15 protein-coding genes are annotated in these 13627 nt (G+C 57.8%); 8 read left to right on the forward strand and 7 right to left on the reverse strand.

Annotated elements, in window-relative coordinates; translation table 11 throughout:
• Positions 1 to 141 precede the first annotated feature (141 nt).
• Complete coding sequence (locus AB7813_RS04620) at positions 142 to 981, forward strand: alpha/beta hydrolase family protein (protein ID WP_439060489.1); 840 nt, start codon at positions 142 to 144, stop codon at positions 979 to 981.
• Positions 982 to 1002: 21 nt separating this feature from the next.
• Positions 1003 to 1620 carry an invasion associated locus B family protein gene (locus AB7813_RS04625; protein ID WP_439083416.1) on the forward strand — a complete coding sequence of 206 codons (618 nt, stop codon included), beginning with the start codon at positions 1003 to 1005 and terminating at the stop codon, positions 1618 to 1620.
• A gap of 22 nt (positions 1621 to 1642) precedes the next feature.
• On the opposite strand, the gene AB7813_RS04630 is transcribed toward AB7813_RS04625, so the two are convergent.
• Positions 1643 to 2260: a response regulator transcription factor gene (locus AB7813_RS04630; protein WP_439058456.1), complete on the reverse strand. Its 618-nt coding sequence runs from the start codon at positions 2258 to 2260 to the stop codon at positions 1643 to 1645.
• 306 nt (positions 2261 to 2566) lie between these two features.
• On the opposite strand from AB7813_RS04630, the gene AB7813_RS04635 reads away from it, so the two are divergent.
• A complete protein-coding gene (locus tag AB7813_RS04635) occupies positions 2567 to 3250 on the forward strand; it encodes a helix-turn-helix domain-containing protein (protein ID WP_120289518.1) in 684 nt (227 codons plus the stop codon).
• Here the strand turns inward: AB7813_RS04635 and AB7813_RS04640 are convergent.
• The 3 genes from AB7813_RS04640 to AB7813_RS04650 are packed head-to-tail and all read right to left on the reverse strand — an operon-like array spanning position 3228 to position 7084.
• Positions 3228 to 3686 carry a potassium channel family protein gene (locus AB7813_RS04640; RefSeq protein WP_089264203.1) on the reverse strand — a complete coding sequence of 153 codons (459 nt, stop codon included), beginning with the start codon at positions 3684 to 3686 and terminating at the stop codon, positions 3228 to 3230. The genes AB7813_RS04635 and AB7813_RS04640 overlap by 23 nt on opposite strands.
• 18 nt (positions 3687 to 3704) lie before the next feature.
• Positions 3705 to 4568, reverse strand: coding sequence for an alpha/beta fold hydrolase (locus AB7813_RS04645; RefSeq protein ID WP_120289516.1), 864 nt, complete (start codon positions 4566 to 4568; stop codon positions 3705 to 3707).
• A gap of 8 nt (positions 4569 to 4576) precedes the next feature.
• Complete coding sequence (locus AB7813_RS04650; protein WP_439083415.1) at positions 4577 to 7084, reverse strand: alpha/beta hydrolase; 2508 nt, start codon at positions 7082 to 7084, stop codon at positions 4577 to 4579.
• A 131-nt stretch (positions 7085 to 7215) separates the two neighbouring features.
• Between AB7813_RS04650 and AB7813_RS04655 the strand changes: the two genes are divergently transcribed.
• The 5 genes from AB7813_RS04655 to AB7813_RS04675 all read left to right on the forward strand — a co-directional run bounded on the left by AB7813_RS04655 (position 7216) and on the right by AB7813_RS04675 (position 10620).
• On the forward strand, positions 7216 to 8142 hold the full coding sequence (locus tag AB7813_RS04655; protein ID WP_439083414.1) for an alpha/beta fold hydrolase: 927 nt from the start codon (positions 7216 to 7218) through the stop codon (positions 8140 to 8142).
• Complete coding sequence (locus AB7813_RS04660; protein WP_120289510.1) at positions 8139 to 8753, forward strand: hypothetical protein; 615 nt, start codon at positions 8139 to 8141, stop codon at positions 8751 to 8753. The genes AB7813_RS04655 and AB7813_RS04660 overlap by 4 nt, the downstream gene beginning before the upstream one ends.
• A gap of 84 nt (positions 8754 to 8837) precedes the next feature.
• Positions 8838 to 9485, forward strand: a complete 648-nt coding sequence (locus AB7813_RS04665; protein ID WP_120289508.1) for a 3-oxoacid CoA-transferase subunit A — start codon at positions 8838 to 8840, stop codon at positions 9483 to 9485.
• Positions 9486 to 9488: 3 nt separating this feature from the next.
• Complete coding sequence (locus AB7813_RS04670; protein ID WP_439083412.1) at positions 9489 to 10139, forward strand: 3-oxoacid CoA-transferase subunit B; 651 nt, start codon at positions 9489 to 9491, stop codon at positions 10137 to 10139.
• 22 nt (positions 10140 to 10161) lie between these two features.
• Entirely contained in the window at positions 10162 to 10620 is a 459-nt protein-coding gene (locus tag AB7813_RS04675) for a MaoC family dehydratase (RefSeq protein WP_120289504.1), read from the forward strand.
• Positions 10621 to 10637: 17 nt separating this feature from the next.
• Here AB7813_RS04675 and fabI read toward each other — a convergent pair whose 3' ends face one another.
• Genes fabI through AB7813_RS04690 form a run of 3 tightly spaced genes read right to left on the reverse strand, consistent with a single transcriptional unit; the run spans position 10638 to position 13608 of the window.
• The gene (gene fabI / locus AB7813_RS04680; protein WP_120289502.1) at positions 10638 to 11429 is read right to left on the reverse strand and encodes an enoyl-ACP reductase FabI; all 792 of its coding nucleotides are present in this window, start codon (positions 11427 to 11429) and stop codon (positions 10638 to 10640) included.
• Positions 11426 to 12640: an acetate kinase gene (locus AB7813_RS04685; protein WP_120289500.1), complete on the reverse strand. Its 1215-nt coding sequence runs from the start codon at positions 12638 to 12640 to the stop codon at positions 11426 to 11428. The genes fabI and AB7813_RS04685 overlap by 4 nt, the downstream gene beginning before the upstream one ends.
• A gap of 5 nt (positions 12641 to 12645) precedes the next feature.
• Positions 12646 to 13608 carry a phosphate acetyltransferase gene (locus tag AB7813_RS04690; RefSeq protein WP_441227908.1) on the reverse strand — a complete coding sequence of 321 codons (963 nt, stop codon included), beginning with the start codon at positions 13606 to 13608 and terminating at the stop codon, positions 12646 to 12648.
• Positions 13609 to 13627: the final 19 nt, after the last annotated feature.

Genomic DNA, 13627 nt, shown 5'->3' on the forward strand with positions numbered 1-13627 from the left:
GCGCTGGCTCCGGCAATGAGGATTGATCTGAATCAACTGCCTTCAGAATTTTGGCTGTCGGATCGCGACATGAGGCGATCCGGAAAGGCACCCACCATGCATGCCATTCACGCGTTCGTCACGGCGGCGCTTCTTATATCCATGGCCCCTGCCGCGCCGATGCAAGCGGCCGACAAGCCCGACGCTGCGCGCATCCAGGAAGAGCTCTGGGTGCTGCCGCTGCCGTTGCCGATGTTTGCCTATCTGGTGCGCCCGATAGGCAACGGCCCCTTCCCGCTGGTTATCATGAACCACGGCGTCTCGCTCAATCCGACTGACCGCGGCTTCTTTCCCCTGGTTGAATTCCGCGATGCGGCCAAATGGTTTGCGAGGCGCGGTTATCTGGTGGTGGCGCCGGTCGGCACCGGATATGGGGCATCCGCCATCGACATTCCCGAGCGTGCCATCTACGGCCCTTTCTTCTCCAAGATCGGAAAATGCGAAAATCCAAACTTCCACGACGCCGGGCTTGCAGTCGCAAAAGTTAACCTCTGGATTATTGACTATTTGATCGCAGAAAACCGCATCGTGCCGAACGATGTCATCGTCGTTGGACAATCCGCCGGAGGTTGGGCATCCATTGCGCTATCGAGCGTAAATCCACCACAGGTTAAAGCGATCATTACTTTCGCCGCCGGCCGCGGTGGCCGCGTCGACGGCAAGCCAAACAACAACTGCGCGCCGGACAGGCTCATCGAAGCGACGGCAGATTTCGGCCGCACATCACGCATGCCAATGCTGTGGATCTACATCGAAAACGATACGTTCTTCGGACCAGCACTGTCGAAACGTATGCACGAGGCCTTCACGGCCGCCGGCGGTAAAGCAGAGTACCGCTTGATACCGCCTTTTGGTGATGAGGGGCACTTTCTCATCGGATCGCCGGAAGCTATCCCGATTTGGTCGCCAATTGTAGCGAAGTTTTTGGATGACCAGAAATGAGACCAAGACCGGAGGTCAGCTGTGACATATTCCGATCCCAATAAACCACAACGCAAGCATCCGTTGAACCCCTTCCGAGCGCTCCTACTTGCGGCGCTGGCGAGCCTCACGTTCAACAAACCCGCAGTATCCCAACAAGACCCGGCGGCCACCGCTCCTGATGGGGAAGTTCGCTCCCGCGGTCAGCGCCCAGTGAAGGACATCACCTTCGGGGACTGGAGCAAAGTCTGCTTCAAGCCTGGCGGGGCAAAACCACTTTGTCGCACATCGATCACCGGTGCTTTCCCGACCGGTCAAATGGCGGTTCGGCTGGACATCATCGAACGCGAAGGCGATGCCGCCAAGCGGATACAAATATTCTCCCCCGTAGGTATGTACCTGCAAAAGCCGGTTGAACTCACGATCGATCAAGGCGTGACTTACAGAGTTCCGTACACCTGGTGTCTGACCAATGCCTGCATCGCAGGAACTATCGCCGAACCAAGCTTGGTAAAACGTATGGCACAGGGGCAGATTCTGCATCTGCAGTTTGTGGATTCCAGTCTGTTACGACTGACGACCTCGCTAGCCCTTGGTCGCTTCGCCACCGCTCATGAAGGCCCGCCCACGCAGATGTTTAATCAGGGTATCGATGAATAGTGAGAGCTGCGGCCGCTGCGATTCAAACTCGGTCGCGCATCCCCAGCCGCTCTGCGATAGAAACGAGTTCTGCGAGTGAAAGGACACGCATTTTCTCCATTACCTGATGGCGGTGCGCTTTTATCGTGCGCTCCGTCGTTCCCAGACTTATGGCGATTTGCTTGTTGATCTTTCCACGTACCACTAGATCGAACACCTGTCGCTCACGTGGCGTAAGAGATGAAACCAGCAGGCGACATAAGGCGGTTTTCTCTTGCTGACCTCCCGTAGACTCCTGGCGCGCTAGCGCACGCTCAATCGCATCAATCAACTGCTGTGATGTCACGGGCTTGGTCAGGAAGTCTTCCGCGCCGGCCTTGATCGTTCGCACCGTTACCGCGGTATCGACATGTCCCGTAAGGAAGATGATCGGCATACTCGAGCCTAGCTCGATCAAGCGGCTCTGCAATTGCGGGCCGTTAAGTGCCGGCATCTGAACATCCAGCACGATACACGCGCGCGGATTAACGTCTGGCAATCGATCCAGAAACTGCTGTGACGAAGCATATACCGCAACCTCATACCCGGCCACCCTGAGCCGACGTTCGATCGCAGCTCTAAACGACGCGTCGTCATCCACTACATGGATCAAACCAGGCATTTTGCCCTCTGAGATCAAGTTTCTCTAATGACAACCACAGCTCTGACATTTCCTGCCCGACCGACCTTCGCATTCTCTCCTATCGATCATGCGAGTGCGCCGTCCATCCGCTCAAATGATTCATTCCAAGCGTAATGCCCTTGGCGACGTAAGGCCTCGCGCATTGTACTTTGGGACAATGACCTTTGGACCAATAGCCTAAGGTTGCACCCTAGTCTTAGATCAGCTTTAGAGGAAGCGAAAAGCTCAACACTTCCCTGCAATGCAACGTTGCTCTGGCGATCATTTGGTGAGGGGAGTTGACCCATGTTTGCTCGCACGACTACGAATCCGACGCCTCGCCCCAATTCCCTCCGTGAGTTCGGCATGGCCAGCGACTCGAATCCCATCGTCAGCTTGAATGAGTTTACTTACAAAAAGAGCACCGAGATCTACGGGGAGAAAGAGCCTGCAGAGTACGTATATCAGGTGAAATCCGGTGCCGTGCGAAGCTACAAACTGCTCTCCGACGGCCGCCGTCAGATCGGCGCATTTCACCTCGCCGGAGACATCTTCGGCCTTGAGAACGGTGGCGAGCATCGGTTCACTGCGGAAGCGATTGTAGACACCACTGTTCGCCTCATTAAGCGACAAAGTTTAGAGATCGTGGCTGAAAGCGACGCCATGGTCGCGCGCAACTTGCTCAGTATGACCACAAGCAATCTGCAACACGCGGAGGATCACATGCTTCTGCTTGGCCGCAAGACCTCGCTGGAGCGGGTCGCGGCCTTCCTGCTTGAGATGGACAAGCGGTTGTCTGCCGCGGGCACTATGGCCCTGCCGATGTCACGCCGCGATATCGCCGACTACCTGGGCCTAACGCTGGAAACTGTTTCCCGCGTACTGTCGCGATTGCACGAACTGAGGACTCTCGGTTTCATCGGCAACACTCAGCGTCAGATTGTACTCTTGGACCGAAGCAGACTCGCTAGTCTGGATCTACAGGGCTGAAGCCGCGCGCACCGATCGCGGCAAGATGATCCAGCGTCTTACGCAACACTTCGAAGAGGACCGCAGTCGACCAACCAAACATCAGAATGCCATTCATGGCGGTCATCGGCCCGATCAGCCGCCACGCTTGCACCGGCGTTATATCGCCGTAGCCGAGGGTGGTGTAATTTACGAATGCGAAATAAAGAAGGTCGCTGTCGTCTGGGGCAGCGCCGACTATTGCATAGGCCAGCGCCCAAGCGAGCATTTCCAGCGTATGTGCAATCATCAGCACGGCAGCAACCCCAACCATCACGGCCATCAGGTGAAGTCTCGGTCGCGTGGTGTGCCGTAGCCCTGCTGAGCGGGCGATGCCCACCGCACCAACGGTGACCAGCGCATGAACCATGATGGTGATCACGGTAACGATCGTGCCGACGAGGAGCTGAATTGCCATTGCCTGCCCAGATCCCTGCTATTTCGAACGCCCTCCGAACCATGCGCCGAAATAGCCTGCGTAGAGCGCGGGTAGCTCAAGATTCATCGAATGCCCGATACCGGGCACAACCACGAGCCGGCAATCTGGCATTACCGCAGCCATCGCCCGGAGATCGGCTGGCGGAATCCAGCCATCCTGTTCCCCCCACAACACCAGATGGGGATGCCGGATATCCGGCATGCGGCGTTTGAGTTCTCCAATTTCTCGCTCGCGGGTAAGATTTAGCGGCGTGCCGATCCAGATCCCTTCAGAAACGCCGAAGGTCTGTTCGATGATGCGTTCAAACAGGGCCTGAATTTCCCCGAGCCCTTCGCGAAAACGTGGGATCGCATTTGGCGCCAAGCTATCTGGCAAGAATAGCGAGGACGCCGCGCTGGCCATTACCGTCCGCGTGACTTGCTTGCTTGCCATCATCGCCCGAAAAACGCCGATCTGATCGGCGTTGAAGGCCATACCGAGCGGTGAAACTGGATCGAGGGAGAATACGCTCCCAAAGCGCTCCGGTTGCATCAACAACATACGCGCGGCAATGATGCCGCCCGTTGAGTGCGTAGCAAGATGGCAGAATTTGACGTCCAGAGCGTCGATCGCGGCTAACATATCCTCCGCGTGCTGCTGCATGGAGTAGTTGCTATAGTCGGCTGCAGGTTCCGGCTGGTCGCTGTCGCCACAACCGCGCCAGTCGATTCCAATCACGCGCAGTCCAGAAGGAAACAGTGGTGCGGCGATTTCGATCCAATCCTTGCTGGCGAGGTTGCCGTGAACGAAGACGACGCTAACGTCGCCTCGTCCCCACTCCCGCCAGCCCAGAGAGACCTCACCTGCCCGCACTCTTGGCATGTATCACCCTACTTGTTCAGGCCGGCAGTCGGCGCAGCTCCGGGCGGCGTCGGTGCTAAAGGGACGGCTGACGCGACAGCTCCCCTGATCATACGGTCAGTGCCGAGTGGTGAACTGGTGTCGACGGTTCCCTTCGTTACAAAATCGACCACGTCTGCGGAGTATTCAACTGGATTGTCCGTATGGATGAAGTGTCCGGTCTCCGGATAGATTTTAAGCATCGGCCGGTTACCGGCATTGGTCATGCGCGACATGAACGGCGTAATGACGTCACGTCCCAGGTCGGTTAGCCCGTTAAAAGCAGGCGTCGGGATAAATGGCTCCTTGTCCCCGAACGCGAGGAAGATCGGCGCCTTGATCTCCGTCAGCCGATCGTAAAGGTTCTTCGGATCGTCCTGCTGCAACTCCGCCCCGATCGTGTAGACGTCGAAGATGAAGACGTTACACCACTGCTCGAGCTCCTTGGGATTTCCCTTCGTTAACCCAACACGCTGCTCCGTATGGAAGCGGGCATATTCGCTGTCGCTAAAGAAGTATCCGCTCTTGGCAGCCGACACCACGCCGGTCTCAGGGTCACGTTTCTTGAAGTAAAAGAAATCGCGGATGTTCGGCTCAGATCGCCCCATTTCCGCTTTGAGAATTCCGGTCTGCTCCCAGCTCTGCTTCCACTTGTCGAAATCGCGGCCGAAGGCCTCATCGAACAAGCGCGCTTTCTTGTCCTTGGCGATCGTGATGTCGCGCGGATACTCCTCAAGGCCAGACGGCGCTTCAAGCGCAAGGCCCTGCACTGCATCCGGCCAAGTGAGCGCGTAACCCATCACAAACTGACCACCAAGCGAGTGTCCAAGGTAATGCGCCTTTTTGACGCCGAGCTGATTGACAACGAGATCGTAAATCACCTCGCGCATGTCCTGCATGGTCCGCGCCGGGCTCTTATCTAGATTGCCGGGCCCTGACATGCCGTAATGAGGTAAATCCGGAACGATCACGCGCAGTCCGCTGCGCAGCGCATACTGCATGATATTGCCGTAGTGCCCGCCAAACGCGCCCTTCCCGTGAATGACGACAAGAACTTTCGGTTCCTTGTCGGTCCCAGCATATTCGTCCATGTAGCCGATCTGCCAGGGCGTTCCACGCTTGTCCTTCGCGGTCGCGTATTTGACCGGATAAGGATAGGTCACATGATCTTTCCAGAATGATTTTGTCTTATCCACATTCTCGGCAACACCAGGAACACGATAATTCTTGTCGACGAACTTCTGCGCCCGATCAAGGCTCGCCACGTCGTCCATGAAAGCCACGAACTTCGGATCGTTCTTGCGATTGTTGATAATCGGGAACACGCCGTAGTGTGCGACCGGACTCTCCTCGGAAATGAGGTCCGCGCCCGGCACGCGATCGACGGCGCGCTGGGCGAGCTTGAAGTTCAGCCAGAGATCATTGGTGATGTGCATCACCAATGTGCGCGCCTGAATTCGGCCGAGGTACGGATTGACGTTGTAGGTTTCACCAACTCGATTGCGCCAGACAAGGTCGACCGCATCATACATCTTGGAGCGATTGTTGACACTGAGACCGGCCTTCTCGTTCGGTGGATCCCAATAGAAGACCTCGGGCTGTACCGATGCGAAACTCTGAGTAGTCCTGAAGCCGAAATCATATCCGGTCAGGCCGAGCACCGACCAGCCGAAGGCCATGCCCGGCAAGGGGTGCTTCTCCTTGGGAAGCTTGTAGTAATCACCTTTGGTGGATTGCCATACCGGATCAGATTGGATCGCGGCCGTCATCAACTGAAAAGTCCAATTGCCGACGGGGTCCTCGGCGTCGGACTGGGTCGTTCCGCCGATCGGCATAAGTGCGCCGATATACTCTGGATGCAGCACACCCCAAACGTAGGTCTGCGTGCCGCCCATCGAGACGCCAGCAACAAGCGCCACGCGCGCGACCTTCAGGTGATCACGCAACATGCGGTAGTTAGCCTGCACCATATCAAAATAGCTGTATTGCGGAAATTTGATGCCTAGACCGTCTGATGGCTTACTAGCACCCCAGGTCCCCAGCGGATCGACCATAATAACATAGTACCGGTCGGTATCGATCGGTCGACCCGGACCAATAGTCGGCACGCCGCCCGACAGGGCAGCGCCCTTGACCCATTGCTCATACATGTCAGTGGAGTCACCGGAATAATAGGAATTGATGACAACGGCGTTGGTGATCTCGCCGGCCGCATTGCGGCGCGCATTCCCAATCGCGACGTACGCGGTGCGCAATTGTCCGCCACCGAGCGACTCCAGCGTGACCCCGCCCTCTCCGCCGTTCTCCCACTTGGTCGGATCGTTCAGATCATACTTACCGCCCAACCTGAAGTTTGGCACCTCATAGTAGTTTTTCAGCCCATCATGTTGCACTTGCGACGACCGGCGTGTGAAGGGTTGCGCAACCGCAATTGCAGTGCCAACCAGCAACAGGATCAGGCTGACGAGGCAACGTTTCATGGCAGCTCTACCGGTCATGACGGTCTCCTCCCGATGATGTTTTGTGCATATGTTAAGGGGCTCAATCAGGAAATGCTTGATCTAGCTCAATAGAAATTGTCTTCGTCCGCTGATCATTGCGACGATCAAATCGCCAACCGGTCAGCGCAATGCCCTTCCTGAGCTACGGTTCATATCGGATACGTTATGAGCTCGACGGACCGACGGACGCGCCCGTCTACGTTCTGGTCAACGGACTGACGCAATACGCTGAATTATGGACGGCCTATCGCGACGCACTGGTGGCGCGTCACTTCCGCGTCGCGACGTTCGATCTGCTCGGCCAAGGTGCGTCCGATAAGCCCGCGCTGTTCATCCGTCAGGACGACCACGTCGCCGCATTACATCTCCTGATTGGAGAACTCGGCGACGGTCCCATTTTTCTGAGTGGCATCAGCTTCGGCGGCCTTATTGCACTGCGCTATGCAATCGAACACGGCCAACGGTTGACCGGTCTGGTGCCGATGAGCTGCTTTGCCGAGCTACCGCCTCAACTGTATCTGCTCGGCAATGCTTTGCGAACCGGGTTAGTCCTTGGCGGCACCAGCTATCTTCAGGACCTACTGCTGCCAATGAACGTCAGCGACCAGTGGCTGAATCCGGTTTTGGAAACGCTCGACAACGTCAAGCGGCAAGGCTGGCTTATCAATGACGTTTACGCCCTGCAGAATCTGATGGAGTCTTTCCTCGACTTCCAGCCTTTGACGCCGCAACTCCCTCTAATCGGCGTACCAACGATGATCCTCAACGGTGAATTCGACTTTCTGACGCCACGTGCACTCCACGAGACCCTGCGTATCCAAATTCCAGACAGCTCGCTTGTCATCGTTCAACGCGCTTACCATGCCTTTACGCTGGAGAAACCCGCGCTCACCGCCGACCTGCTCGCACGCTTTGCAGAGGATGTGCTGGCGGGGGGCTGGCAAGGCAACAAGGCTGTCTGGATTGCTCCGGAAGAAGCCGGCGGGCAGCTCGTTCCATTTCCAGCCGGCTACGACCATCTGCGAGCGATACCAGTACAGGAAACGATACGATGAGGGCGTTCTTCGGACCACTCGACCCCGAAGGCCGCGTGCCCTTACATCAGCAAACACGCGTCGCAGCATTCTTGATCTCGGCCCACGGCGCGTTGGCGCGACACTTCGCGTTCGCCATGCCACTCAAGCTCGAATCCGCCTGGCAGACCGAATTGAATGCGCAATTCTATCGAGAAGCGGAAATCGTTTCCCTGTTGCTGCGCGCGACATCATGGATACCCGATCTTGCACTGAGCTATTTGGCAGCGTCTTGGGAAACGACATGGCTCCCAAAGCCCATCGAAGGCATTGACGATCCCCCCCTGGCACTGGCGGGTGATTTGGCTGCCCGCGCGCATGCCATACATGCTGGAATTCGGCCCGCCGCCCTCTTGCCGGTCGAAGCCGACACGCATGATCCATTCGTCACGGCGCTGCGCCGTATTGAATTTGAAAGCGGCCGCCTGCTGCAGGCACAGATCCTTCTTCTAAAGAGCCCGAATCTGACGCCCTTCCGTGAAGCCGTGAGCGCTACTCTCGAAGAGCGCCACGCAGAGATCCGCAAGCTCTGGGCGGAAGCCCTCGAAGGCGTGGGAGTCTCTGTTCGCGAAGGAAATAATGACAAGTCTTGACGCAGATCAAAGGAGCACCGGCTTCGTACACCGACACTTCTTCACCATCGGCTCTCCTGATCGACTGTTGACCGGAGCTCCATTATGAAGGCTGTTTCTCTGGAAGATGCCATTGCGATGATCCCGACCGGCGCAAGCATCATGGTCGGCGGATTCATGGGTGTGGGAACGCCGGAGCGCCTGCTCGACGAACTAGTGCGGCAGAAGAAGTCGAACATTTCTCTCATCAGCAATGATGCGGCCACCCCCGGTAAAGGCGTCGGGAAACTATTCGAGGGCGCACAGGTAGCCCACATGATCGGGACCCACATTGGCCTCAATCCGAAGGCTCAACAGCAAATGCTGGGCAAACAGATCACCGTTGATCTGATCCCGCAGGGCACTTTCGTCGAGCGCATTCGCGCCGGTGGCTGTGGGTTGGGTGGCGTATTGACGCCGACTGGCGTCGGGACGCTGGTCGAGGAAGGCAAACAAAAGATCGATGTGGGCGGGAAGAGCTATCTGCTCGAGACCGCCCTACGCGCCGATTTTGCGCTTGTGCACGCATTTCTTGCCGACTACGCCGGCAACCTGTCCTACGCCCTCACGGCCCGCAACTTCAATCCGGTCATGGCGATGGCGGCGGACACCGTCATCGTCACCGCGGAGCATATCGTCCCGGTCGGCGTCATCGCGCCCGACCACGTTATTACCCCCGCCCCCCTGGTCGATTACCTCGTCGCGAACGGGTGATCTATGGATGCACAAACCACTATCGCCCGCCGCGTGGCGCAAGAGCTTCGACCGGGCAACCTCGTCAATCTAGGCATTGGCATTCCAACTCTGGTCGCTAACTATGTGCCGCCAGGGTTGAACATTTTCTTTCAGTCCGAGAACGGATTGATTGGCACCGGTCCCATACCCGAGCAGGGCATGGCTCATCCGCTGCTGACCGATGCCGGCGGCAAGCCCATTAGCGCGCTGCCCGGCGCCGCCACGTTCGATAGTGCGATGTCGTTCGGTTTGATCCGCGGTGGCCATGTCGACATCACCGTACTCGGCGGTCTGCAGGTAGATGCCGGCGGGCGGCTCGCCAACTGGACGATTCCCGGCAAGATGGTGCCAGGTATGGGCGGCGCGATGGACCTCGTTAGTGGTGCCAAACGTGTAATCGTTGCCATGCAACATGCAGCCAAGGGAAAGTCTAAGATTGTTGCCAAATGCATCCTACCACTCACGTCGGTTCGGCCAATCGATCTCGTCGTTACCGATATGGCGGTCATCGCCTTTCCTGGCGGCAACGCAACTTTGCAGGAGACGGCGCCCGGCGTCACCATCGCCGAGGTACTGGCGGTGACGGAGGCCGAGCTCGTCGTTCCAGACAAAGTTCCCGAAATGAAACTGTAACCTGTGGAATCGGATCACATTCATGCGGATTTTCAACGGGTTTGAAGAACTCAAGGCCGCCGTCGGTACAGAGGTCGGCGTTAGCGACTGGATTGAGGTGACGCAGGACCGCATCAACAAGTTCGCGGAAGCGACCTGCGACGAGCAATGGATTCATGTCGACCAGGAGCGCGCGGAAACGGAGATGCCGGGTGGTAAGACTATCGCTCACGGCCTGCTGTCCCTGAGCTTGACGCCGATGTTTATCCGCTCAGTGATGGGTCTGAAGGGGCTGAAGAATACCCTTAACTATGGCGCGGACCGCGTCCGCTATCTCTCGCCTGTGCCGGCCGGTTCAAAATTGCGCGGCCGCGTCAGCATAGCGGAAGCCGAGGAAGTACCACCCAACGGCTTGCGCACCCACTATCGCGTGACAATCGAGATCGAGGGCGGCAAGCGCCCTGCCTGCGTCGCTGAGGTAATCGGCCTACACTTCAGCTGAAGCAAGAACGCCACACGTTAATCGATAATGTGGTAGCCACCATCGACGTAGAGCACACTTCCAGTGATCAGCTTGGCACCGTCGAGCGCGAGGAATGCAGTCGCCCTCCCCACATCGTCAATGCTGACAAGACTGCGCGACGGCGCTTGCGACTGCGCCTTGTCCATCAGTTCGTCGAACTCCGGAATGCCGGACGCAGCGCGCGTTGCCAGAGGCCCGGGCGAAATCGCATGCACGCGAATGCCTTTTGGACCGAGTTCGGCCGCGATATAACGCACTGCGGCCTCGAGAGCCGCTTTCGCGACACCCATGACATTGTAGTTCTTCACCACCATCTGACTGCCATAATAGGTCATGGTGAACAGCGTGCCACCGTTCTTCATGAGCGGCTCCGCCAGGTGCGCCATCCGCATAAACGACCAGCACGAAACGTCCATGGTCTTCTGAAAGCCCTCACGATCAACGTCAACCACACGGCCATGCAACGCATTCTTGGGCGAGAAAGCAATGGAGTGCAAAAGAAAGTCGAGTTGCCCCCATTCCTTGCCGATCCGCTCAAACACCTTCTCGGTTTCGCCTTCAACCATCACATCAAGCGGCATGAAGATTGGAGACTCCAGCGCCTCCGCGAGCGGCTCGACGTGCTTCTTGGCCTTTTCGTTCAGATATGTAACGGCAACGTCGGCGCCAAGCGCCCGAAAGGCCTTGGCGCAGCCCCAAGCTATAGACTGGTCGTTGGCTATACCGACGATGAGCCCCTTCTTGCCTTTCAACGCGATACTGGTCTCTGGATATACCGGAATCTTCATGACACTCTCTCATGCTTCTGATCGTGCGTTTTCGGATTCATCAACAACGATAGCGTATGCTGCGCAATCATCAGCTCTTCGTCGGTAGGAATGACATAGACGGGAATACGGCTATCGAATCGCGATATCCTGCTTGCGTGTCCAGCATTCTCTGCCGGATCAAGCACGACGCCGAGCCAGGCAAGCCTCTCGACAATGCGCGCCCGGATCGATGCCGAGTTCTCACCGATCCCAGCCGTGAACACGAAGGCGTCGAGACCCTGCAACGCGGCAGCGAGCATGCCGGCGTGCAGCCCCACTCGATAGACGAAGTAGTCGATCGCAAACGCCGCGCGCGGATCCCCGCTGCTTTCAAGTTCACGCATGTCGTTGCTGACGCCAGATAGCCCCTTCAGGCCGCAGTCCCGATAAAGAAAATCCTGCACTTTCGATACCGACATGCCTTTCTCTGCAATCAAATACAGAACGACTCCCGGATCGAGCTGACCGACACGCGTTCCCATCGCGAGCCCATCGAGCGCCGTAAAGCCCATTGTACTCTCGACACTCTTTCCATTCTTGATCGCCCCCATCGAGGCACCACTGCCGAGGTGGGCGACGATCACGCGTCCGCCTGCGACGTCGGGCGCAACCTGCGGCAGGCGCTTGGCGATATATTCGTACGATAAGCCGTGGAAGCCGTACCGCCTGATGCCCTCGGCATGGAGCTCGTACGGAATCGCATAGTGATCCGCGAGAGCGTTGTGATCGCGATGAAAGGCGGTGTCGAAACAGGCGACCTGCGGCAGAGCCGGGAAGTTGTTCAGGATCGTTTTGATCGGCGCCAGGTTATGCGGCTGGTGTAGCGGGGCCAGCGAAACATATCGCTCCAGGCGCCCCACGACGCCGTGATCAATCAATACCGGATTTGCATAATCCGGCCCGCCATGGACGACGCGATGGCCGACGGCGACGGGGTTGATATTGAGTTCTTCGCGGAGCCAGGCGCCGGCGACAGACATCGCAGCTGGCACGTCAGCCACGGCCTCGATCGGATAGACACGATCGGCCATCGGCTCAGCATTAGGCCCGTTCGCACGTAACCGCGGACGACTGCCGATTCCATCAATCTGGCCCTTGATCCGCCTGTCTAAGTTCCCCTCTCCCTCGACCGAAAAGACCTGAAACTTGACGCTCGACGAGCCAGCATTGACGACAAGGATTGTGTCCATGGCTATCACCCAGCGACCGTTGGCGCGCGTTGACGCCTGGCATGCGCATAGAGCGACGCGATAGCGCAGGACGCCATCCGCGCGCGTGCCGTGTCGGCTCGTGACGTCAACACAACAGGCACTCGGGCACCCAGCACAATTCCCGCACCATCGGCCTTGGCGAAATACGCCAGGTTCTTTGCCAACATGTTGCCAGCCTCAAGGTTAGGAACAACCAGTATCTGCGCGCGGCCTGCGACCTCGGACTTGATACCCTTGATCCGCGCCGCCTCAACATCGATGGCGTTGTCGAATGCCAGCGGTCCGTCGAGCAATCCCCCGGTGATCTGACCTCGGTCGGCCATTTTGCACAGCGCTGCCGCATCGATCGTCGAAGGAATCGTGGCGGTAACGGTTTCAACCGCAGACAGGATCGCCACGCGAGGAGACTGGCCGAACCCGGCCTGATTGTAGAGATCGATGGCGTTCTGGATGATGTCTCGCTTGGCACCAAGGTCCGGGAAGATGTTGATCGCAGCATCTGTGACGAAAATGGTCTCGGTATAGGCCGGCACATCCATCACGAAGACATGGCTGATGCGCCGGTCGGTGCGTAAGCCGCCCGCCTTTGCCGCCACCGCGCGCATCAGCTCGTCGGTGTGCAGGCTGCCCTTCATCAGCATTTCGCCTTTGGCTGCGTGGATCAATTCGACGCCTTTGGCAGCAGCGTCCTCACTATGCGCGGCATCGACGATTTCAAAGCCCGTGATGTCAAATCCGCCCTTGTCCGCGGTGTCCCTGATCTTCTGCTCGGGACCGACCAGGATTGGCCGAATGATGCCGGCCTTCGCACTGTCGACAGCTCCGCGTAGTGATGTTTCGTCGCAAGGATGCACGACGACGGTTGAAACCGGCGGCACGGCCTGCGCCAACGCGATCAATCGATCATATTTACTGGGAGATTGTGCCTGGCTTGCGTCGGTTGACATGATGTTGCTCCCCCGTTTG

Source organism: Tardiphaga sp. 20_F10_N6_6 (genome assembly GCF_052076045.1).
Lineage (GTDB): Bacteria > Pseudomonadota > Alphaproteobacteria > Rhizobiales > Xanthobacteraceae > Tardiphaga > Tardiphaga robiniae.

Coding starts and splice junctions, on each gene's coding strand:
- fabI (WP_120289502.1), bottom strand. CDS start 11,429: ATGAAGATTCCGGTATATCCAGAGACCAGTATCGCGTTGAAAGGCAAG.
- AB7813_RS04650 (WP_439083415.1), bottom strand. CDS start 7,084: ATGACCGGTAGAGCTGCCATGAAACGTTGCCTCGTCAGCCTGATCCTG.
- AB7813_RS04665 (WP_120289508.1), top strand. CDS start 8,838: ATGAAGGCTGTTTCTCTGGAAGATGCCATTGCGATGATCCCGACCGGC.
- AB7813_RS04675 (WP_120289504.1), top strand. CDS start 10,162: ATGCGGATTTTCAACGGGTTTGAAGAACTCAAGGCCGCCGTCGGTACA.
- AB7813_RS04645 (WP_120289516.1), bottom strand. CDS start 4,568: ATGCCAAGAGTGCGGGCAGGTGAGGTCTCTCTGGGCTGGCGGGAGTGG.
- AB7813_RS04635 (WP_120289518.1), top strand. CDS start 2,567: ATGTTTGCTCGCACGACTACGAATCCGACGCCTCGCCCCAATTCCCTC.
- AB7813_RS04690 (WP_441227908.1), bottom strand. CDS start 13,608: ATGTCAACCGACGCAAGCCAGGCACAATCTCCCAGTAAATATGATCGA.
- AB7813_RS04640 (WP_089264203.1), bottom strand. CDS start 3,686: ATGGCAATTCAGCTCCTCGTCGGCACGATCGTTACCGTGATCACCATC.
- AB7813_RS04655 (WP_439083414.1), top strand. CDS start 7,216: ATGCCCTTCCTGAGCTACGGTTCATATCGGATACGTTATGAGCTCGAC.
- AB7813_RS04660 (WP_120289510.1), top strand. CDS start 8,139: ATGAGGGCGTTCTTCGGACCACTCGACCCCGAAGGCCGCGTGCCCTTA.
- AB7813_RS04685 (WP_120289500.1), bottom strand. CDS start 12,640: ATGGACACAATCCTTGTCGTCAATGCTGGCTCGTCGAGCGTCAAGTTT.
- AB7813_RS04620 (WP_439060489.1), top strand. CDS start 142: ATGGCCCCTGCCGCGCCGATGCAAGCGGCCGACAAGCCCGACGCTGCG.
- AB7813_RS04630 (WP_439058456.1), bottom strand. CDS start 2,260: ATGCCTGGTTTGATCCATGTAGTGGATGACGACGCGTCGTTTAGAGCT.
- AB7813_RS04670 (WP_439083412.1), top strand. CDS start 9,489: ATGGATGCACAAACCACTATCGCCCGCCGCGTGGCGCAAGAGCTTCGA.